Origin of the sequence: Ruegeria sp. HKCCSP346, assembly GCF_017872595.1 — a bacterium.
Classification (GTDB): domain Bacteria; phylum Pseudomonadota; class Alphaproteobacteria; order Rhodobacterales; family Rhodobacteraceae; genus Ruegeria.
Window position 1 is genome coordinate 69,112 of sequence record NZ_JAEDOT010000010.1, and the last position, 17,647, is coordinate 86,758.

Genomic DNA, 17,647 nt, shown 5'->3' on the forward strand with positions numbered 1-17,647 from the left:
GCTGCTTGACCCAACTGTCAGCACTGCATCTGCGATCCTGTTCTGACGGGCGGGAGGCCCTCAGCTTTTCATCACCCAGACATCCATCGGCGCCTCGACCCCTCGCACGGTTTGGTCGCGGCAGGCACCAAAACCGGCCATGACCTCCGGCGCCTGCGGGTTTTCTTCCTCAACCCGCAAACGCACGGCATCGCTGACAACGATACGCGCCTTGAAATCACGCGTCAGTGCCTCAAGCTTGGCCGCCACATTGACCGCATCGCCAATCACCGCGAATTCCAACCGGTTGGCACCGATATCCCCAAGTACGACCGAGCCGTAATGCACCCCAACGCCGACATGGATTTCGGGCTCTCCCACCCTGCGACGTTCCAGATTCCAACGGTCGATCACACCCACCATCGCACGCGCGCAGTCCAGGGCATTGCTCGCGTCCAGGGGCGTTGGCACCGGAGTGCCGAAGGTCGCCATCAAACCGTCGCCCAGATACTTGTCCAAGGTCCCGTGGTGCCGGAATACCTCGGTTTCCATACGGGCATGAAACCCGCGCAGAACCTCGATCACTTCATAGGGATCCCGCCCGGCGGCGTATTTGGTGAACCCGACGATATCGATGAACAGAACGGCCACATCTTCTTTGCGGACCTGTTTCAGCGGTTCATCGTTCTGGCTCAGCTCATCCACCACATTGGGCGAGAAATACCGCGACAGGTTGGCCCGTTCACGTTCCAATCCTGCGTTGTTCATCAACAATTGATTGAGACGCCGCATCGAAATGCCCAGCGTTACCGCGACCATTATGAATACGATCACTTGCTGGATACGTTGAGGGACCATGAAACTGTTGGGGTCCAACAGCTCGGCAACATCCGGATAGCCCTGCAAGGCCTCTGCAACCTTTTCGCTGATCCCCGGAATCGGCGTTGCCACCCACGAGGCAACGATCCAACCGATCGTCCACATCAATGCCGTCCACGAACCGATGGCAATGACCGTTCGCCAGGAATAAGCTAGGGTTCCAGCCGCCAGGATGACGAAAAAGTACTGAAAATTGTCGAACCGGTATTGCATGGCCAGAGGGCGAACATCGTCACTGAACGGGTTGGGCACGATCATTCCAAGGGTCATGATCAGCAGATCCACGAAGATCAAAAGAAGCTCGACCCGCGATTGCCCCACCCGACCGGAACGGCGGATCAGCCAACCGTTGGCGCAGATCAGCAGCAGAATGAAGTGATACCAAAGCACCTCCCATTGCGGGTTCAGGAAAACCAGAAGAACCCCGGTCAGTGCCATCGCCACCCAGCGCGCGCGGACGGCCAGTTCCAACCCTTCTCGCTTGTGCCGCTCCAACGCGGCCTCGGTGTATTTGTTGTCCAGATCGAACGTGTCAGGTTCCGTGAAAAACAGACTGCGGCGGGGCTGCGCGGTTGTCTCGGTCATGGCCGTGATCTTTCTTGCAGTGTCAGGGTCAACAACATGCAATCACTGTTGATCCGAAAACAAAAGACCCCGCCGTAGGATCGGCGGGGCAAGGCGTAGTGCCTAGTGTCAGGCCACAGGCACCGGCGGTGTTCTTTGTATCAGTTCATCTCGGCCCGGATCTGCTGGCGCAGAACGTCGATCGGAACCGTTTTGCCGTCACGCTTGAAGCACCAATAGGTCCAGCCATTGCAGGATGGCGCATTTTCCAGATGGGCGCCCACCTGATGGATCGAGCCTTTGACGTTGTCACCGACCAATGTGCCATCGGCCCTGACCTTGGCTTTGTGGCGCTGGTTCATGGAATACAACTCTTCGCCCGGGCGCAGCATGCCACGTTCGACCAGTTGCCCGAAGGGCACGCGCGGTTCGGCGCGTTTGCTGGCACTAACTTCCAGAGCCTCACGATCGAACTTGCGGACCTTGGCAATACGCTTCTCGGCCACCTTGCGGTAGCTTTCCTCGCGCTCGATCCCGATGAACTCGCGACCCAGCATTTTGGCGACTGCACCGGTTGTACCTGTGCCAAAGAACGGATCCAAAATCACATCGCCCGGATTGGTCGAGCCAATCAACACGCGGTGCAGCAGCGATTCCGGTTTTTGTGTCGGGTGTGCCTTGTCGCCGTTTTCATCTTTTAGACGCTCATGCCCGGTGCAGATCGGCAGCACCCAATCGCTGCGCATCTGCACGCCTTCGTTCAGAGCCTTTAGCGCCTCATAGTTGAAGGTGTATTTCGCGCCTTCGCGTTTGCTGGCCCAGATCATCGTCTCATGCGCGTTGGTAAAGCGCTTGCCCCGGAAATTCGGCATCGGATTCGACTTGCGCCAGACCACATCGTTGAGGATCCAATATCCTGCGTCCTGCAAAGCCGAGCCTACACGGAAAATATTGTGGTAAGAACCGATCACCCAGATAGCGCCGTTGGGCTTCAGCAGACGGTGTGCTGCCTTCAACCATTCGCGCGTGAACTGGTCATAGGCACCAAAGCTGGAAAACTGGTCCCAGTGATCATCAACCGCATCCACCTGAGAGTTATCCGGGCGGTGCAACTGGCCTTTCAGCTGCAAGTTATACGGAGGATCGGCGAAAATCAGGTCAACCGACGCCTCGGGCAGACTGTTCATCACTTCGATGCAGTCCCCGGATAGAATCGTGTTTAAAGGGAGCGCTTTTGCGCCCTTTTTGGTGGTCGTTGTCATATCACTGCCTCAAGTATCCACGGCGCTTTTGCGCTCATTTGGTTGAGACAAGGATGAGTCAAAGACGATTCGCCGTCAATTTCTTTTTTGAATCAGCGACTTACGATTTACTCTTGATACAAGATATTGTGCACTGGCTTGAACGAACGTCTATGGTGTGGGGTCACGCCAAGATTTTGCAGCGCTTCCTTGTGTTGTTTTGACGGATAGCCGGCGTTGGTTTCCCATCCATATCCCGGATGCTGTTGCGCCAAATCCACCATCACCTGATCGCGCCAGTTTTTCGCAAGGATCGAGGCGGCTGCAATCGACACCGATCGGGCATCCCCCTTCACGACGGCCTGCGACGGGATTTTCAGGCCGCGTGGAATCATATTCCCGTCGATCAGCAGGAAATCGGGGGCCGGCGACAGTGCCTCAACCGCGCGCAGCATCGCCAGATGCGATGCCCTGAGGATGTTGATCTCGTCAATCTCGGCGACCGAGGCTTCGGCCACGGCAAACTCGGCGCTGTGCCGGATCTCGGCATCCAGGGCGGCCCGACGTCTGGCCGTCAGCTTCTTGGAATCATTCAACCCTTCGGGGATGGCCTGTGGGTTCAGGATCACCGCTGCCGCGACGACCGGGCCGGCCAAAGGGCCGCGCCCGACCTCATCCACGCCCGCGATGCGGCAATGGCCCCGGCCCAGCAGCGCCTGTTCAAGTTCGAAATCTGGTTTTGTCATGCCTTTGGAAAACCGTGTTTCACACAGCGCCGCAAGAAAAAAAGAGAGGGCAGCCCACACCGCCCTCTCTCACACGGCGCTTCTTTGGCGCCGCTCCTGCTCAACCGGTGTTACTGGTAAACGACACGGTATCCTTTCTGGCGCAGGCACGCGGGTTCGTATGCCCGCTTGACCTTTTGCCCATTCCAGAAACCGACTTTGCACTCTTGCGGCAGGCTATTGGCATGTTTGTAGTGCTTCTTGAGGCATTTCGGCCCAAGCAGCGGATGATCCTGTGAATACCCGTTGAATGTGCGCAGGCAGCGCTGGGGCAGATCATAACGCGCCACGCGCGGCGGCAGAGGGCGCACCGGCTGCGGCGTGTAAGGTGCCGGGGTATAGGTTTGGTGGCGAGTCGCCCGATCCTTTTTCTTTTCCTTGTTGTAATAGTGAACCCCGGCCCCGATGATCGCGATGGCGGCCAGCCCGCCAAGAATGTCCTTTGCGTCCGCAGCCCGTGCCTGAGACGCAGACACCCCGGTTATTGCAACCGCGGTCGCAACGATGAATGCGATGAATTTCTTATGCATGATGCGTGTCCTTCATAGTGTTTGGGCGACCGTGTGACGGAGCGCGTCCTGATTGCCCTGACACTGGGGGCGACCGGCCCAGACAAGCAATAACGGCCCGGTGTTATCGGATATCAGAACCCGCAAACCCCTTGGGTTATTGAATATCGCGGCGACTCGTGCGCAGGATGCAGCCTATGAAACAGATCCTCTCTTCTCTGACCCTTGCGGTCCTGATATCGCTTGGCTCTGCTGCGTCTGCGGCGGATTGCTATGCGGATTACAAGGCCAAGAAAGACAACCCGCTGCGTTTGCATTATGGGGTTATCCAGGTCTCGAACTGCGACAAGGGCCAGGCCCAAGCAGAAATCGCCCAGCGCCTGAGCGCGTCAGGCTGGACCTTGCTTGAAGTGCAGTCCGTTTTCGGGCCGGAAGGGTTGGATCAGAGGAAAGGCAATGCCGGACAATTCTATCTCCGTTTCTGACGCACGCCGGTCGGGGGTCCGTCTGGTTGTGCTGGGCGTCGCAGCCATTATCGCCATTCTGATCACCGCTGCCGTTTTCCTGTTCTGGACCCTGCCGGACGCGAACGCATTCAACGCGCGGGTCGAGCGATTGTTCATCGAGACCGATCTGACTTCACAGACCGAGATTCGCCTGCTTGAAGTTCTGGCCCAGTCTGGCACCGCCTTCGCCGACACCCTGTCCAGCTATCGGATGGTGATCTATGTGCTTCTGGTTTTTGCCTGTGCCATGATGGCCTCGGCATTGGTCTTTCTGGTTATGCTGGTACTGCTGAACCGACGCATGGCGCAAATCGAACGCACCGGCATTCAGGTGACTTCGTTGCTGATCAGCCGCGAGGAAAACACCGTCTACCTCAACAACATGGATTTCAAACTCACGCCTGCCGCCATGGAAACCTTATCGGTTCTGGCTGAATCGCGACTGGATGATGAGGTTTTGTCCGGCGCCCAGATCGAGGCGATGATTTCCGGCCGTAATGAAGCCGATTGCGACGAAGCCGCAGGCGCGACGCGGATCAAACGGTTGCGGGATGCGCTTGGCAATCAGATGGTCAGTGAACTTCTGGTCAAAAACATCGCCAAAAAAGGGTACATGCTGTCCATCGAAAAAGACGTCATACAAATGGTCTGAACCTTGCTGCATGACCGTATGCGTTGGCACTTTTCCCTTCTGCGCCTCTTGGAATGTGGGATGCAAAGCCCCATTCTAGAAAAAACCCAGGCAAGGGAGGTCGCATATGAACGTCCACGCCGCACCAAAAATCAATGGGTATGGAATATCGGTTGAATCGCTGAATGGCAGAATTGCCATTTATCGCAATGATGTGCTTTTGGCTGAAAGCACAGATGCCAAGGTGATGTATGAAACGCGCCTGCCGCCCACGATCTATGTTCCCCGCGCGGATGTCTGTGTTGATTTGAGCGAAGAAACAGACCTGCAAACATTCTGCCCGTTCAAAGGCACTGCCACGTATCACGACATCAATCTGGGGTCCGAAAACCTGGCCAATTCTGTCTGGGCCTATGAGGAAGCCCTGCCCGAAAGCGCGGCCATTCAAGGCTGTATCGGCTTTGTGCCCGGCGCCTATACGAAGATCGATCTGGGCGACAACCGCCTTCGCGAACCTGAAGACGGCAACATCAGCGGGCCCCTGATTGATTGGTTGATGCGTGGTGCTTCGACCGCGGCAACGCCCGAAAGCTTTACCGAAGCGCTGGCCGAAAAGATGCTGGAGCATGGCATCGCAATACAAAGGCTGAGCATTCTGGCCTGGTCCCTTCACCCCCTGATCGCGGGAAAGCACTATATCTGGGAAAAAGATGAAGAAGAGATTCTGACCCGGGCTCCGACATACGAAATCTATGATCACCCAGCTTTCATCAACAGCCCCTTGCGGCATGTCTCGAACGGCCTGGGTGGCGTGCGGCAAAGGTTGAATGATGAAAACCCGCATAACAGCTTCCCGATCATGGAGGACCTGCGGGCCAAGGGCGCAACAGATTACGTGGCCATGCCCTTGCCGTTTTCCGACGGGCGCACCAATGTTCTGACGCTGACCTGCGATCACCCGGACGGGTTTACCACCGAAAATCTGGGCCTTGTCTTTGAATGTTCCTCGGTAATCGCCCGTTTCTACGAAGTGTTCATGCAGCGCGAAAACGCGCAGGTCCTGCTGGAAACCTATGTCGGCAAACGCACCGGCGCGCGCGTATTGGGCGGCGAAATCAGGCGGGGTGACGGGGATGAGATCGACGCCGCCATCATGTTCTGCGACCTCCGTAATTCAACGAGCCTGGAAGAGAAGCTGGGCCGGGGCGAGTATATCAATCTGCTGAACGAGTTCTTTGAAACGGTCTCGGGCATTGTTCATGACAACAACGGAGAAGTCCTGAAGTTCATTGGCGACGCTGTGCTTGCCGTCTTCCCGGCAACGGACGAGGATGCCAGTACGGCCCGCACCAATGCCCAGCGCTCGGCGATCAAAATCGTCGAAACTTTGGGAGAGCTGCGAAAAGTAGGTACGGACAGGCATTGCGACTGTTCGATCGGCGTCGCGTATGGGCGTGTCACCTACGGCAATGTGGGATCTCGCGAACGGCTTGATTTCACAGTTATCGGTCAGGCCGCAAACATCGCCGCACGTTTGGGCGAGTTCGGCAAGTCGCAAGGGCACCGCATTGTCGTTTCAGAAGACATCGAACCCGCCTGTTCCAATGCTGTACCGCTGGGAGACGTCAATCTGCACAATGTGTCCCGTCCCGTCAGATCATACGCTTTACGAACCGCAGCCGATGAGATTCTGAACGGTTGAGGCCTGTCGTTTGCAGTTCTGAAGAAACCCGCATTGCCTTGATCAACGTGACGCCCTTGCGATCATGCTTCACCGATCACTTCGATCCGGAGGCGTTCTGCTCAAACGGCCCCCAACAAGATCAATGCGGTCTGCGCCGGCGAGATCGTGTTCTGAAGTTGCGCAATCTGACTTCTGGCCAAATAGGTGTCGGTCAGTTTCTCAACAGACTGTGGGTTCGAAAACTGTGCCAGGTCATCCGAGCCGGTCAGTTTGAGCAACCTAGCCTTGAACTCGACCAGTTGTTTGTCAATGTCCAGCTGCGCAAAGGATGACGGCAGTCCAAGTGCCGTTTCCATCATGCTGCGCAAAGGTGGCAGCCCCATAAGATCAAACCACTTTGTGTCTGCGCTTGAGGTCCTGTTGGCAAGATCCGAAAGCTCTCGTTGTGCATAGAGCGAAATTCGCATCGTTTCATCCGACTCGCCAACGGCGATTTCAAACCTGGCCGTCAAATTGGCCTGGGCGATTTGCTCCATGTCGGACGTCCGCGCGGTTTTTCGGACAGCTCCGGGACCAAACCCAAAGGCGTCAGAAAATGCCCGGTATCGCTTGTCGGCCAAACGATTGGACAACGCGTCATCCGCCTGTGTCCCATCCTCGAGGATTTTGCGTATGAAAAACCGGTTGTCCAAATCTCCTTCCAAGCCGAACGCACCCAAAGCGACCTGCAACAACCTGCGATCCGTAACCAGCTCTTCAGCGGATTGGATTTTCCCGATGTTGTCCAGAAAATACTTTGTCTCTCTTTCATTTGCTGCTGACGACGAAAAACTCTGGAGCTGACTTTCATAGGTACGTTGCAGGAACCGCCAGCCCACGATTCCGCCGCTTGGAATGACGGGTTGGAATGTCATTGCTGGTAAGCCATCAGCCGCTCTTCGCGCGGCAGAAGCGAGCGAAGCGATTTGAGGCACTTGTAATAATGCTCTGCAACCAGGGCATCCGTGGCTTCGGCCAAGACCCGACGGCTATCTGCATCCGTAAAAACCTGGCTCAGCTCTTCCACGCGGCGCAACAGTTGCTGACGTGCTTGGCAAGGTTCGATGTCCCCTGACAATACAAGCTGCGCGGCATAACAGACGCGGCGCACCGGCGTATTCACCTCATCCGGATGAATCGCGTCCCGCAATCGAAGTACATTTGCCTGGGGCGTCATAATCGAAAACCGGCCGCGGCGATCGCCGTTCTCAATTACGACCCCGTTGATCAGAACCCTTTCTTTCGGGGCAAGCTTTAGGACCAGACCGCTCATCAAGTTGCCCTCATTTGGCGCAACCCGCGCAGTACGGCCGTGTTGATTTCCACCAACGGCTCAACGGTTGCGCCGTCTCCCAGAACGCGGCTGCTGTGTTGTTCGGTGAATTCGGCAAGGTAGAAGATCCTGGCTCTCAGGTCGTTGGGCAGGGCATTCTCGGAATCGGCAACGCCGGTTGCGAGCACCCCCCATAGCCGCCGGTTTTCGTGCACGGCCTGAACAAAACCCGAAAAATCCGTTGCCTTTTGTGCTGTTGCTGCCTTCAGGCGCCGTGTGATCCTTGAAATCGCTTCGTATTCTGTGTCTCGAGGCGTCCGAGTCGGCGCGGTGGTTTGCGCATAAGTTTGATGGGCTAGGGTTTGCGGTGTCACTTGAAATCCTTCCAAAGGGCCGTCATCAGGCAGTCATTGATGGGGCGCGAAGAACGCGCCCCAACCGATTTCGCGAATTAGCGGAACAGCGACAGAATCGACTGCGGTGCCTGATTGGCGATCGAAAGCGACTGTGTTGCCAACTGTTGCTGAACCTGAAGCGCCTGTAGCCGCGCCGAAGTCTCTTCCATGTCCGCGTCGACCAGAGACCCGATACCTGACTTGAACGAGTCGGACAGGTTCGAGATGAACTCTTTCTGAGTTTCGATCCGGCCTTGGGAGGAACCGAAAGCAGCTGATGCATCGATCGAAGTATCGATCAGCGATTCAACGGCGGCCAGGGCAGCGGTCGCACCCGCACCGGTCGATACATCAATGCCGGCCAGCGCGCCAAGACCACCTGCGCCGGCGTTCACGAATTGAGCCGAGAATGAAATGTCAGAGCCCGTACCGTTGGTGATGGACAGGGTTCCTGCTGTACCCGAGTCATAGTCGACGGTCAGACCGGTAATCCCAAGCTCTTCAATCTTCGATTTCAATCCAACGGCAACCAGATCACCGGTTGTTGTCGCGGCGGCGTCTTCGGCAGACACGGTATAGGACACGACCTGATCGTTGATCGCGACGACAACCTTGTCGCCGGCGGCAAATGCACCGCTGGATTCGTCGGTGACCAGCGCGGTCGCAGCAGTCGCGCCGTTGTCGATGGTTGCGCCGACGCGATCGTTGCCTGCCGATGCGCCGGTCGAACCGTCAAAAACCTGCTTGGTGACATAACCGCCGGTTGACAGGTTCTGCCCTGCAACGGTGATCGACGATGCGGTCACGGCCCCGGTATTGTCACGATCCAACGACGCCAGAACCGAAGCGGAACCAGCAGAGCCGTCAACCAGGTTCAGGCCATTGAACTGCGCTGCGCTGACAACGGACGCAATCTGATCTTTCAGAGCAGTCACATCATCATTGATTTTGCCTCGATCAACGTTGTCTTCCTGCGCGGCGACGATCTTGCCTTTCATCTGGGTCAGCAGATCAGTGACGGTTTCTGCGGCATTCCGGGCAACGGCGACGGTCGATTCGCCAAGCGCGAGGCTGTCCTTGATGGCGTTGAAACCTTTGACGTCCGACTCCATCACTTTGGAAATCGCCCATACTGCCGAGTTGTCCTTGGCCGTTGCGACATCCTTGCCGGTCGAGATCGCGTTCTGGGTCATTGCCAGGTTCTTGTTGACCGACTTGAGGGTTTGCAGCGCAACCATCGCGCCATTGTTTGTCAGAATGCTGGACATAGCTTTCATCCTTTTCGTTCGGGCCATTTTGCCCATGTTCACCCCGCACTATTTGCGGGCATTGGTGTCTTTCTGACCTGTGCGACGCGCCGCGTGGCCGTTCGCGCCACCTGTTGATCTCAGGTGCAACACCACTTTTGAACTCGATCCCCTAACGGAGTGCTAAAGCGTCCGGCCCAGAAATTTCGGATTTGAATCAAACTTCTGCCTATGCCCGCTTTTCCAGCTTTGCCGTGCTGCGCACCGCGAATTCACTTCGCTGTCCGTCTGCACCATAGGTGCTAAATTCCTGCCGAACGCGCCGCAATTCAGCCATTCGGCTGGCGACCGCCCGGATGCCTTCAGCCGCGCTGTTCAGCAGCGCCTGATTGCGCTCGGCTTTCTGTTGAACGCGAATCAGTGCCTCACTTTCCAGCACCTGAAGATCATTGATTGCCCCGATCAGCTTTTCTTTTTCAGGCACCATGCTGGACAAACGGTCCAGATCCCCCTGCACAAGTGCTGCACGTTCCAAATCCAGGACTTCTTCCAAAGACTTGATCAACGCTTTATCGGCCTTAGAAGTCATCGGTTTTCTCCATCAGTGACTTGAACAGAATTTCGGAAAGGCCCACGCCGCCGGACCGGGCCAGTTGCTGCGCCTGATGTTGAACAAGCATCGAAGAAAACTGATCCTCACCGGCGCCACCGCCAAAGGACTGACGGGTCTTTCCCAACCCGGCAGATTTCAGCGTTTCGGCCAGAAACGCGGCCTCCAGCTCTATGGCGGCGTTTTTCAGCCGGGTCTGGGGTGACTGTAATTGAGATACGTGAGGAAGGGTGGAAACCTTCATGGCATTCTCCGAATTTGCTTCGAACTTTCTCGATCAAAGGTGAAAGCGGTTAAAATAAACGTAACTTCCTACAGGCAGTGTTCCGACCAGTCACACGGAGCCGGAGCAAAATGCCCAACCCCCTAACGCTGGCGAACGCAACGCCGACCACAACCGAGAAAGCCGTCACATCTCGTAAGGCTCCGGGCCAAAACACTGGCTCGGAGAGCTTTCAGGATATCCTCGGGCAAGAGGTTGGTGCCACCGGCCGCCCTGAAGGCGAAAACGCTGCCATCAATGCCGAGCTGAAAATTGTCGAATCAGAGCCCGAATTTGTGCCGGAGACAACGGCCGAGGCATCTGAAACGGCCCATCCCACCCCGATTTCAGAACACATCGGCGAACAGCAACCCCCTTCTGCATTTCTGGAAACCCCGGACCTGGACGAGGTAAAGGTGGTGCCGGTTCAGTTGGCGGAGGTAAATCAAGCACCCTCGGAAACTCTGAAACAACCACCGGTATCAGTACCAAAAGGTTTGCCCACACAAAGCGACACGCCTTCCCAGATTCCGGCGCTCTCGCAGAAGGCGCTGGGTCCGACGACCCAACCTGTGCAAGTGACAGCCATGACCGAAATCGGCCAGATGTTTCATCAGCTTGCAAAGCCCACAGGCACGGTCGAACAAATGGGGGCCGTCCCCTTTCCGCTGGACCCTGAAAAGAAGCCGTTGCCCGAAGTGAACATTCCGACGCCCAAACCGTCAGCGCCTGACCGGGCGCCCTCGGTGGCGCAGCTTCAGCTGATGGCAACTGCCGTTGAAGCCGAACCCGTGGAACCCGTTATCGAAGCTGAGGCCCTGCCGGCCGCCAGAGAGGAACCTTTGCCGCTGACCTCGCGTGAGTCCGCGCCTCAAATTACGGTTCCGTCCACTGCTGCCCGAACGGAAATCGCCCGGTCGATTGCTGGTCAGCTGTCAGCAGCTGTCCAGACTCGTATCGGATCAGGAGCAACGGAAATAGCGCTGAATCCGGAAGAGCTTGGGCGTGTGTCGATTGTTCTGAACGGTCGGGAGGACGGCCTGCAAATCACCATTGCGACCGAGCGCCCGGAAACCCTCGAATTAATGCGGCGTCATTTGTCCGTTCTGACAGAAGAGTTTCAGAAGCTGGGTTATGGGGATCTGAGCTTTGACCTGGGAACCTCTTGGGGTTCTAGCGCACATCAAAAGGATGCAAACGACGCTGACACACAATCCCCTTCACATTCTGAAGCTGCGCCGCATGAACGGATTGATCACACAACTTCCCAAACACAGTATCTGGCCTCGGGCCAAGGCATCGACATGAGGTTTTGACCAATGATTACGCCTGTCAACACCGCGCAGCCCTTTGCGGATCAACAAAAGGCCGGGGCATCTCAGAAATCCGCGATTACGTCCGACTTTGAGACTTTCTTGCTGATGCTAACGGCGCAGGCAAAGAATCAGGATCCGCTGGAGCCGATGGATTCGACCGAATATGCGTCTCAGTTGGCGCAGTTCTCGATGGTCGAGCAACAAGTCCAGACCAATGACCTCTTGTCCAACCTGGCCAACGCATTGGGCGGCACAAAACTGAACGAGCTTGCAAGCTGGGTGGGCATGGACGTCCGTTCGACATCAGCCTTTCACTTTGCCGGCCAGCCCGTGACATTGTTTGCCCAGGCCGACCCTGATGCGGACGCGACGAAATTGGTGATCCGCGACAGTGACGGCACGGTGATCGATAATGTCACCGTGCCCACGACAACTGAGGAGTTTGTTTGGGCCGGAGTGGATTCTTCAGGCAATCCATTGGCATCAGGCAACTACACCGCAACTCTGGAAAGCTACAAGGGCGACAAGTTGCTCTCCGAAAAACCTGTCGCCGCCTACAATCGCGTCGTCGAAGCACAGGTTGGCGACGATGCTGTTTTGCTGACCTTGCAGGGCGGTCAGGTGGTTCCCGCAACTCAGGTCACCGCAGTCCGAACTGGTGCTTGATCTGTCGGGCGGGACGGGCCAAACCTTGGCAAATCGACTCGCCATAAGAAGTGATGGAACCTCTGCCCGACCTGCCTGCCCCCCCTCGTGATCTGGTTGACCATCTCCACGCGCAAGGATTGGTCAACGCGCATCCCCGGTTCGAGACCTTGTACGGCGGGCGCACCAACAGGGTGTGGAAGGTCAAGGGCCGCGACAGTGACAAAGTCCTGAAACTCTACAGCACAGCGTTGCGCAATCCTTTGTTTCGCAATGATGCAGAGTTGGAGGCCCAATGTCTGAAGGCGCTTGGCACCACGGGCTTCGTGCCAAGGTTGCGGGCCACAGGGCAATACAAAGAAGCCCGTTGGGTGTTTTACGACCACGCCCCCGGAGCTCCCTGGCGGCAGGATTCAGCCCAGGTTGGCGCCTTGCTGCGCAAGCTTCATACCCTGCCCATTGCCGTCCAGGCGCCAGCCGGATGCAATGGCAGCGCAGACTTGCGCGCTCATGGAAAAAGAATTCTGCAAGGCTGCACGTCAAACGGGCGCGACGAACTCGCTGATTTGCAACCTTCAAATTCGGTCGCACCCACGCAACAGACGTGCCTGATCCATGGCGACCCCGTGGCAGGCAATATCCTGGTGGCGACCGGTGGTCTGACCTTGATCGACTGGCAATGCCCGGCCCAGGGCGATCCCTGCGAAGACCTTGCGCTGTTTTTGTCGCCTGCTATGCAGCAGCTTTACCGAGGCTCACCGCTGTCGAAGAAAGAGGAAGACCAGTTTCTTTCGGCCTACGGCAGGCCCAAAATCGTCGCGCGCTATGAACAGCTCAGGCCATGGTATGCGTGGCGCATGGCGACGTATTGCCTCTGGCGCGCTGAAAATGGTGCGCCCGATTACGCGACAGGTTTGAACTTGGAAACCGCAATTCTGTAACGCCCCGCCTCATCGCAGGTCGGCCAGTGCCAGCATGGCGTAGGCTGGCGGCATGAGCACACGGCGCCAGCGACCCAAAGGAAACCGACCCGGTGTTTGCGTCATCACGGCCGGCAGCCTGGAGTCCTGCCCCAGAACCAACCGCGCCAATGCTCGACCGCAATACGTGCCCATGGCGACGCCGTTGCCGTGATATGCAAAACCGGCGAACATCCCCGGTTGATCCGGAACGGGGCCGACAAAAGGTGTCAGGGCCCGCGACAGGCACACCAAACCGGACCAGATATGAGTGACCTCGACCGTCGACCAAGCAGGAAACATATGTTTGAAATCCTGCTGAACCTTTCGCCGAATGGCTGCTTCAGCTTCGGCCGATGACCGCAGGCCGCCCCTCATACCAAACAGAAAGCGCCCGTCCGGCATCAGGCGGAAATAGTGCAACAGATTGCGCGTGTCATAGCACATCTGATCCGATGTCCATCCCTGTGCCATCTGTTCGGTTTGGCCAAGGGGTCGCGTTACCATGACGGTCGACTGGGCAGGCATGTATCGTCCGCACATCCAGGCCGGGATATCCTCGCTGGAGTAGCCGTTGGTACACACCAACACCGCCTGCGCTTTGACTGGCCCGCTCTGCGTTTGCAACACAAAGCCGGACGCCGTTTTTTCAACGCTCAGAACTGGGGAATTCCGGAACAGATGCGCGCCCATTGCTTCGGCGGCTCGGGCAATCCCGAACAGGTATTTGCGGGGATTCAACCCGAAACCAACCGGCGAAGTGTATCCACCATGAAACGCGCCACCCATGCCCTTCGCGGGCAGGTCTCTGGCTTCGTGCAGGGTTCCCGCCTCGTCGGCATTGCGGCGCAGCATGTCCATCGCCCGCCTGGAATGCGCCAGCTGGGTTTCCCCGCTGGAGTGGGTATCCGCATCGATCTGATGCTGTGCCAACAGATCAGCGACCAGTCGGACCGCTTCCTGTTCCGCTGCCGCATAGTCCAAAGCAGCATCGCGGCCAAATCGGCGCTGCATGGATGCGTGGCCAAGTTTTGAGCCGCCAAGACAGCAAAACCCGCCATTTCGGCCCGAGGCACCCCACCCCGGTGCGCCGGCTTCGAAAACCGCAACCGAAGCATCTTCAGCCAAATGCAGAGCAGCCGAAACGCCTGTAAATCCACCGCCAATAATGGCCACATCCACATGCATGTCGCCCTGGAAGTTCGGCCAATCCGGGCTGGCAACAGTTTCGTCCCACCAACAGCCGTCGCGAGGTTCGCTGCCATAGGCGTAGTCTGGAAAAATCCGCTTCATTCGGTGCGCGCTGCGGCCATTTCGTCCTGCTGCTGACGTACCATCGCGCGTTTGGTCACAAGCGAGGCCGTGATTACCCCGACCGTCACCACAGCGATCATGATCGTCGACAACGCGTTGATTTCCGGGCTGACACCAAGGCGCACGGCCGAGAATATCTTGATCGGCAATGTCGTCGCCGACGGCCCCGAAGTGAAGGATGCAATCACCAGATCATCAAGTGACAAGGTGAAGGCCAGCAACCAGCCCGAGATTACCGCAGGTGCGATGATCGGCAGGGTAACAAGACGGAAGGCTTGCGCGGGCGAACACCCAAGGTCCAGCGCAGCCTCTTCCAGCGACCGGTCAAAGGTGATGAGGCGCGAGGATACGACAACGGAAACGAAACACATCGAAAAGGTCGTATGCGCCAGAACGATGGTCAGAATACCCCGATCCAGGCCGATGCCAATAAACAGCAAAAGCAGCGACAGGCCGGTGATCACTTCGGGCATGACCAGCGGTGCATAGATCATGCCGGAAAACAGTGTCCGGCCAAAGAAACGCCCGCTGCGGACCAGTACATAAGCGGCGGCCGTTCCAAGAATTGTCGCCAGCGTCGACGAAAAGACCGCGACCCGGATCGTGACCCAGGCGGCATCAAGGAACGCTTCGTTCCGCAGCAGCTCTCCGTACCATTTCGTCGAAAACCCGGCCCAGACCGTGACCAGCTTGCTTTCGTTGAAGCTGAAGACGATCAGGATGATCATCGGGATGTACAGAAACGCAAAACCCAGCGTCAGCGAAACCGTGTTGAACCAGCTCAATCTGTTCATCCCTCGGCCTCCGCCTGTTTCTGCTGGTTGCGCTGGAACAGCACGATGGGAATGACAAGGATCAGCAGCAGCACGATGGCCACCGCACTTGCCACCGGCCAGTCACGGTTCGAAAAGAACTCTTCCCACAGAACCTTGCCGATCATCAGCGTACCGGAACCACCCAGAAGGGATGGGATCACGAATTCACCGATCACAGGGATCATCACCAGGAAACACCCTGCAATGATACCGGGTTTGGATAGCGGGATGGTCACCAACCAGAAGGCCTGCAAACGGGAACACCCCAGATCCTCGGCCGCTTCGATCAATGATCCGTCCAACCGTTCCAACGCAGAATAGATCGGCAGGATCATGAAAGGCAGGTAGGTGTAGACAATGCCGATATAGACGGCAGTTGACGTGTTCAGGATCGTCAGCGGCGTCGAGATGATACCGGTCCACAGCAAGATCTGGTTGAGGTACCCTTCGTTCGACAGAATGCCCATCCAAGCGTAAACCCGGATCAGGAACGAAGTCCAGAAGGGCAGGATGACCAGCATCATCAGTGTCGGTCGCCATTCCTGAGGCGCGCGGGCCATGCCGTAGGCAATGGGATAGCCCACCAGCAGTGTCAGGAAGGTCGAAATCAAAGCGATCTTGACGCTGGACAGGTAGGCTTTCCAATACAGGTCGTCCTCGGTCAGCCAGACATAATTCTCCAGATCAAGCTGGCTGAAAAACTCCTTTATCCCCGCCCAACCGGCAGACAGGTCCAAAGTCGGAGCATAAGGGGGTATGGCAAGCGCGGTATCCGACAGCGAAATCTTCAGAACGATGAAGAACGGCACCAGAAACAGTGCCAACAGCCAGACGTAAGGAATGGCGATCAGAACGGCGCGGCGCATCAGTTGGCCAACAGAACCGCAGCCGTGGCTGTCCAGGACAGCCAGACCGGGTCTTCCCAGGTGAAAGAACGGCGCGAGATGCGGCGGGTGTTGGCCGTCTGCGCCTTGATGATTGTGCCGTTTGCCAATTCAACGTGATAGGTGGACAGATTGCCCAGATAGGCAATGTCGTGAACCTTGCCCTGCACGGCGTTGACCGCATCGACGGGCCGTTCGGCAGAGATTGTCACTTTCTCGGGGCGGATCGCCAGATGGCAGGGCTGGCCGTCTGAGAAACCGGCAGGCGAAGATGCCGTGAACGGGGCCTGACCTTCGGCCCAATCGATCTGATAGGCGTCCTCTCCGGATGGAGTCGCGCGGCCTTCGATTATGTTCACATCTCCGATGAAGTCAGCGACATAAACAGATTCAGGGTTTTCATAGATGCGATCCGGGGTGGCCACTTGCTTTAACTGGCCTTGATCCATCACCGCGACGCGGGTGGCGACTGTCATCGCCTCTTCCTGATCATGAGTGACGATGACAAAGGTGGTGCCGGTCTTTTCCTGGATATCCATCAATTCGAACTGGGTATCCTGACGCAGCTTCTTGTCCAACGCGCCCAGCGGTTCATCCAGCAGCAGAAGCTTGGGCGCTTTGGCCAACGAGCGCGCCAGCGCGACGCGCTGCCTCTGACCGCCCGAGATCTGATGCGGTTTGCGACGGGCGAACTGTTCCAGCCGGGTCAGGCGCAGCATCTCTTCGACCCGATCTTCCAGATCGTGCTTGGGCATGTTGTCTCGGCGCAGACCGAAAGCGATGTTTTCCCAGACACTCAGATGCGGGAACAGGGCATAGGACTGGAACATCATGTTCACGGCCCGTTTGTTCGGCGGGATGGGGTCAATATCCTGCCCGCCCAGCAGGATATGGCCTTCGGTCGGGGTCTCGAACCCGGCCAACATCCGCATCATCGTTGTTTTGCCGCACCCAGAAGGGCCTAGCAGGGCAAAAAACTCACGTTCGAAAATATCCAGAGACAGGTTGTCGATCGCCGTGAACTCGCCAAAGCGCTTGGTCACGTTCTGGAACTGGATCAAGGGTTTCGCCTGTGGGTCATTCCACGGCGCAAAAACGTCAGAACTCAAA

The 17,647-nt window shown here is 57.2% G+C and carries 20 protein-coding genes; 6 read left to right on the forward strand and 14 right to left on the reverse strand.

The genetic code is table 11. The features are described from left to right. Positions 1-60: 60 nt before the first annotated feature. The 4 genes from I9185_RS19000 to I9185_RS19015 all read right to left on the reverse strand — a co-directional run bounded on the left by I9185_RS19000 (position 61) and on the right by I9185_RS19015 (position 3,978). Positions 61-1,443, reverse strand: a complete 1,383-nt coding sequence (locus tag I9185_RS19000) for an adenylate/guanylate cyclase domain-containing protein (RefSeq protein ID WP_171637795.1) — start codon at positions 1,441-1,443, stop codon at positions 61-63. Between the two features lie 140 nt (positions 1,444-1,583). Then, complete coding sequence (locus I9185_RS19005; protein ID WP_170427508.1) at positions 1,584-2,684, reverse strand: site-specific DNA-methyltransferase; 1,101 nt, start codon at positions 2,682-2,684, stop codon at positions 1,584-1,586. Positions 2,685-2,791: 107 nt separating this feature from the next. Then, the gene (locus I9185_RS19010; protein ID WP_171637799.1) at positions 2,792-3,409 is read right to left on the reverse strand and encodes a ribonuclease HII; all 618 of its coding nucleotides are present in this window, start codon (positions 3,407-3,409) and stop codon (positions 2,792-2,794) included. A gap of 110 nt (positions 3,410-3,519) precedes the next feature. Beyond that, positions 3,520-3,978: a hypothetical protein gene (locus I9185_RS19015; RefSeq protein WP_171637801.1), complete on the reverse strand. Its 459-nt coding sequence runs from the start codon at positions 3,976-3,978 to the stop codon at positions 3,520-3,522. A gap of 176 nt (positions 3,979-4,154) precedes the next feature. Here I9185_RS19015 and I9185_RS19020 point away from each other — a divergent pair, with 176 nt between their 5' ends. The 3 genes from I9185_RS19020 to I9185_RS19030 all read left to right on the forward strand — a co-directional run bounded on the left by I9185_RS19020 (position 4,155) and on the right by I9185_RS19030 (position 6,796). Continuing rightward, positions 4,155-4,442 (forward strand): hypothetical protein, encoded by a 288-nt coding sequence (locus tag I9185_RS19020; protein WP_210093839.1) that lies wholly within the window; start codon positions 4,155-4,157, stop codon positions 4,440-4,442. Beyond that, complete coding sequence (locus tag I9185_RS19025) at positions 4,414-5,115, forward strand: helix-turn-helix domain-containing protein (protein WP_210093840.1); 702 nt, start codon at positions 4,414-4,416, stop codon at positions 5,113-5,115. Before I9185_RS19020 ends, I9185_RS19025 begins: the two co-directional genes overlap by 29 nt. A 106-nt stretch (positions 5,116-5,221) precedes the next feature. After that, the gene (locus I9185_RS19030) at positions 5,222-6,796 is read left to right on the forward strand and encodes a DUF427 domain-containing protein (protein ID WP_210093841.1); all 1,575 of its coding nucleotides are present in this window, start codon (positions 5,222-5,224) and stop codon (positions 6,794-6,796) included. A gap of 101 nt (positions 6,797-6,897) precedes the next feature. Here I9185_RS19030 and I9185_RS19035 read toward each other — a convergent pair whose 3' ends face one another. The 6 genes from I9185_RS19035 to I9185_RS19060 all read right to left on the reverse strand — a co-directional run bounded on the left by I9185_RS19035 (position 6,898) and on the right by I9185_RS19060 (position 10,586). Further along, complete coding sequence (locus tag I9185_RS19035) at positions 6,898-7,692, reverse strand: DUF1217 domain-containing protein (protein ID WP_171724894.1); 795 nt, start codon at positions 7,690-7,692, stop codon at positions 6,898-6,900. Beyond that, positions 7,689-8,090: a flagellar biosynthesis repressor FlbT gene (flbT, locus tag I9185_RS19040; protein ID WP_171637811.1), complete on the reverse strand. Its 402-nt coding sequence runs from the start codon at positions 8,088-8,090 to the stop codon at positions 7,689-7,691. The genes I9185_RS19035 and flbT overlap by 4 nt, the downstream gene beginning before the upstream one ends. Continuing rightward, positions 8,090-8,464 (reverse strand): flagellar biosynthesis regulator FlaF, encoded by a 375-nt coding sequence (gene flaF / locus I9185_RS19045; RefSeq protein ID WP_171637813.1) that lies wholly within the window; start codon positions 8,462-8,464, stop codon positions 8,090-8,092. The genes flbT and flaF overlap by 1 nt, the downstream gene beginning before the upstream one ends. A gap of 77 nt (positions 8,465-8,541) precedes the next feature. Beyond that, positions 8,542-9,753, reverse strand: coding sequence for a flagellin (locus I9185_RS19050; RefSeq protein ID WP_171724893.1), 1,212 nt, complete (start codon positions 9,751-9,753; stop codon positions 8,542-8,544). A gap of 208 nt (positions 9,754-9,961) precedes the next feature. Further along, a complete protein-coding gene (locus I9185_RS19055; protein ID WP_152459294.1) occupies positions 9,962-10,321 on the reverse strand; it encodes a flagellar biosynthesis protein FlgN in 360 nt (119 codons plus the stop codon). After that, positions 10,311-10,586, reverse strand: coding sequence for a rod-binding protein (locus I9185_RS19060; protein WP_171637817.1), 276 nt, complete (start codon positions 10,584-10,586; stop codon positions 10,311-10,313). Before I9185_RS19060 ends, I9185_RS19055 begins: the two co-directional genes overlap by 11 nt. A 110-nt stretch (positions 10,587-10,696) precedes the next feature. On the opposite strand from I9185_RS19060, the gene I9185_RS19065 reads away from it, so the two are divergent. From I9185_RS19065 to I9185_RS19075, 3 genes are read left to right on the forward strand one after another with little or no spacing between them, the layout of a single operon-like run. Continuing rightward, the gene (locus I9185_RS19065; protein ID WP_210093842.1) at positions 10,697-11,920 is read left to right on the forward strand and encodes a flagellar hook-length control protein FliK; all 1,224 of its coding nucleotides are present in this window, start codon (positions 10,697-10,699) and stop codon (positions 11,918-11,920) included. A 3-nt stretch (positions 11,921-11,923) separates the two neighbouring features. Next, the gene (locus I9185_RS19070) at positions 11,924-12,586 is read left to right on the forward strand and encodes a flagellar hook capping FlgD N-terminal domain-containing protein (protein WP_171637821.1); all 663 of its coding nucleotides are present in this window, start codon (positions 11,924-11,926) and stop codon (positions 12,584-12,586) included. 53 nt (positions 12,587-12,639) lie between these two features. Continuing rightward, positions 12,640-13,506 carry an aminoglycoside phosphotransferase family protein gene (locus tag I9185_RS19075; RefSeq protein WP_171724891.1) on the forward strand — a complete coding sequence of 289 codons (867 nt, stop codon included), beginning with the start codon at positions 12,640-12,642 and terminating at the stop codon, positions 13,504-13,506. A gap of 9 nt (positions 13,507-13,515) precedes the next feature. On the opposite strand, the gene I9185_RS19080 is transcribed toward I9185_RS19075, so the two are convergent. Genes I9185_RS19080 through I9185_RS19095 form a run of 4 tightly spaced genes read right to left on the reverse strand, consistent with a single transcriptional unit; the run spans position 13,516 to position 17,646 of the window. Then, positions 13,516-14,817 (reverse strand): FAD-binding oxidoreductase, encoded by a 1,302-nt coding sequence (locus I9185_RS19080; RefSeq protein WP_210093843.1) that lies wholly within the window; start codon positions 14,815-14,817, stop codon positions 13,516-13,518. After that, entirely contained in the window at positions 14,814-15,632 is an 819-nt protein-coding gene (locus I9185_RS19085; RefSeq protein WP_152459300.1) for an ABC transporter permease subunit, read from the reverse strand. The genes I9185_RS19080 and I9185_RS19085 overlap by 4 nt, the downstream gene beginning before the upstream one ends. Then, positions 15,629-16,519 carry an ABC transporter permease subunit gene (locus tag I9185_RS19090; RefSeq protein WP_171637827.1) on the reverse strand — a complete coding sequence of 297 codons (891 nt, stop codon included), beginning with the start codon at positions 16,517-16,519 and terminating at the stop codon, positions 15,629-15,631. Before I9185_RS19090 ends, I9185_RS19085 begins: the two co-directional genes overlap by 4 nt. Continuing rightward, positions 16,519-17,646: an ABC transporter ATP-binding protein gene (locus I9185_RS19095; protein WP_171205253.1), complete on the reverse strand. Its 1,128-nt coding sequence runs from the start codon at positions 17,644-17,646 to the stop codon at positions 16,519-16,521. Before I9185_RS19095 ends, I9185_RS19090 begins: the two co-directional genes overlap by 1 nt. Position 17,647 lies beyond the last annotated feature (1 nt).

Bases quoted from the DNA above. Each gene is read 5' to 3' on its own strand.
- I9185_RS19060 (WP_171637817.1), bottom strand. From the start codon at position 10,586: ATGAAGGTTTCCACCCTTCCTCACGTATCTCAATTACAGTCACCCCAG.
- I9185_RS19030 (WP_210093841.1), top strand. From the start codon at position 5,222: ATGAACGTCCACGCCGCACCAAAAATCAATGGGTATGGAATATCGGTT.
- I9185_RS19025 (WP_210093840.1), top strand. From the start codon at position 4,414: ATGCCGGACAATTCTATCTCCGTTTCTGACGCACGCCGGTCGGGGGTC.
- I9185_RS19015 (WP_171637801.1), bottom strand. From the start codon at position 3,978: ATGCATAAGAAATTCATCGCATTCATCGTTGCGACCGCGGTTGCAATA.
- I9185_RS19035 (WP_171724894.1), bottom strand. From the start codon at position 7,692: ATGACATTCCAACCCGTCATTCCAAGCGGCGGAATCGTGGGCTGGCGG.
- I9185_RS19055 (WP_152459294.1), bottom strand. From the start codon at position 10,321: ATGACTTCTAAGGCCGATAAAGCGTTGATCAAGTCTTTGGAAGAAGTC.
- I9185_RS19090 (WP_171637827.1), bottom strand. From the start codon at position 16,519: ATGCGCCGCGCCGTTCTGATCGCCATTCCTTACGTCTGGCTGTTGGCA.
- I9185_RS19070 (WP_171637821.1), top strand. From the start codon at position 11,924: ATGATTACGCCTGTCAACACCGCGCAGCCCTTTGCGGATCAACAAAAG.
- I9185_RS19010 (WP_171637799.1), bottom strand. From the start codon at position 3,409: ATGACAAAACCAGATTTCGAACTTGAACAGGCGCTGCTGGGCCGGGGC.
- I9185_RS19065 (WP_210093842.1), top strand. From the start codon at position 10,697: ATGCCCAACCCCCTAACGCTGGCGAACGCAACGCCGACCACAACCGAG.
- I9185_RS19020 (WP_210093839.1), top strand. From the start codon at position 4,155: ATGAAACAGATCCTCTCTTCTCTGACCCTTGCGGTCCTGATATCGCTT.
- I9185_RS19050 (WP_171724893.1), bottom strand. From the start codon at position 9,753: ATGTCCAGCATTCTGACAAACAATGGCGCGATGGTTGCGCTGCAAACC.
- I9185_RS19005 (WP_170427508.1), bottom strand. From the start codon at position 2,684: ATGACAACGACCACCAAAAAGGGCGCAAAAGCGCTCCCTTTAAACACG.
- I9185_RS19000 (WP_171637795.1), bottom strand. From the start codon at position 1,443: ATGACCGAGACAACCGCGCAGCCCCGCCGCAGTCTGTTTTTCACGGAA.
- I9185_RS19085 (WP_152459300.1), bottom strand. From the start codon at position 15,632: ATGAACAGATTGAGCTGGTTCAACACGGTTTCGCTGACGCTGGGTTTT.
- flbT (WP_171637811.1), bottom strand. From the start codon at position 8,090: ATGAGCGGTCTGGTCCTAAAGCTTGCCCCGAAAGAAAGGGTTCTGATC.
- I9185_RS19080 (WP_210093843.1), bottom strand. From the start codon at position 14,817: ATGAAGCGGATTTTTCCAGACTACGCCTATGGCAGCGAACCTCGCGAC.
- I9185_RS19075 (WP_171724891.1), top strand. From the start codon at position 12,640: ATGGAACCTCTGCCCGACCTGCCTGCCCCCCCTCGTGATCTGGTTGAC.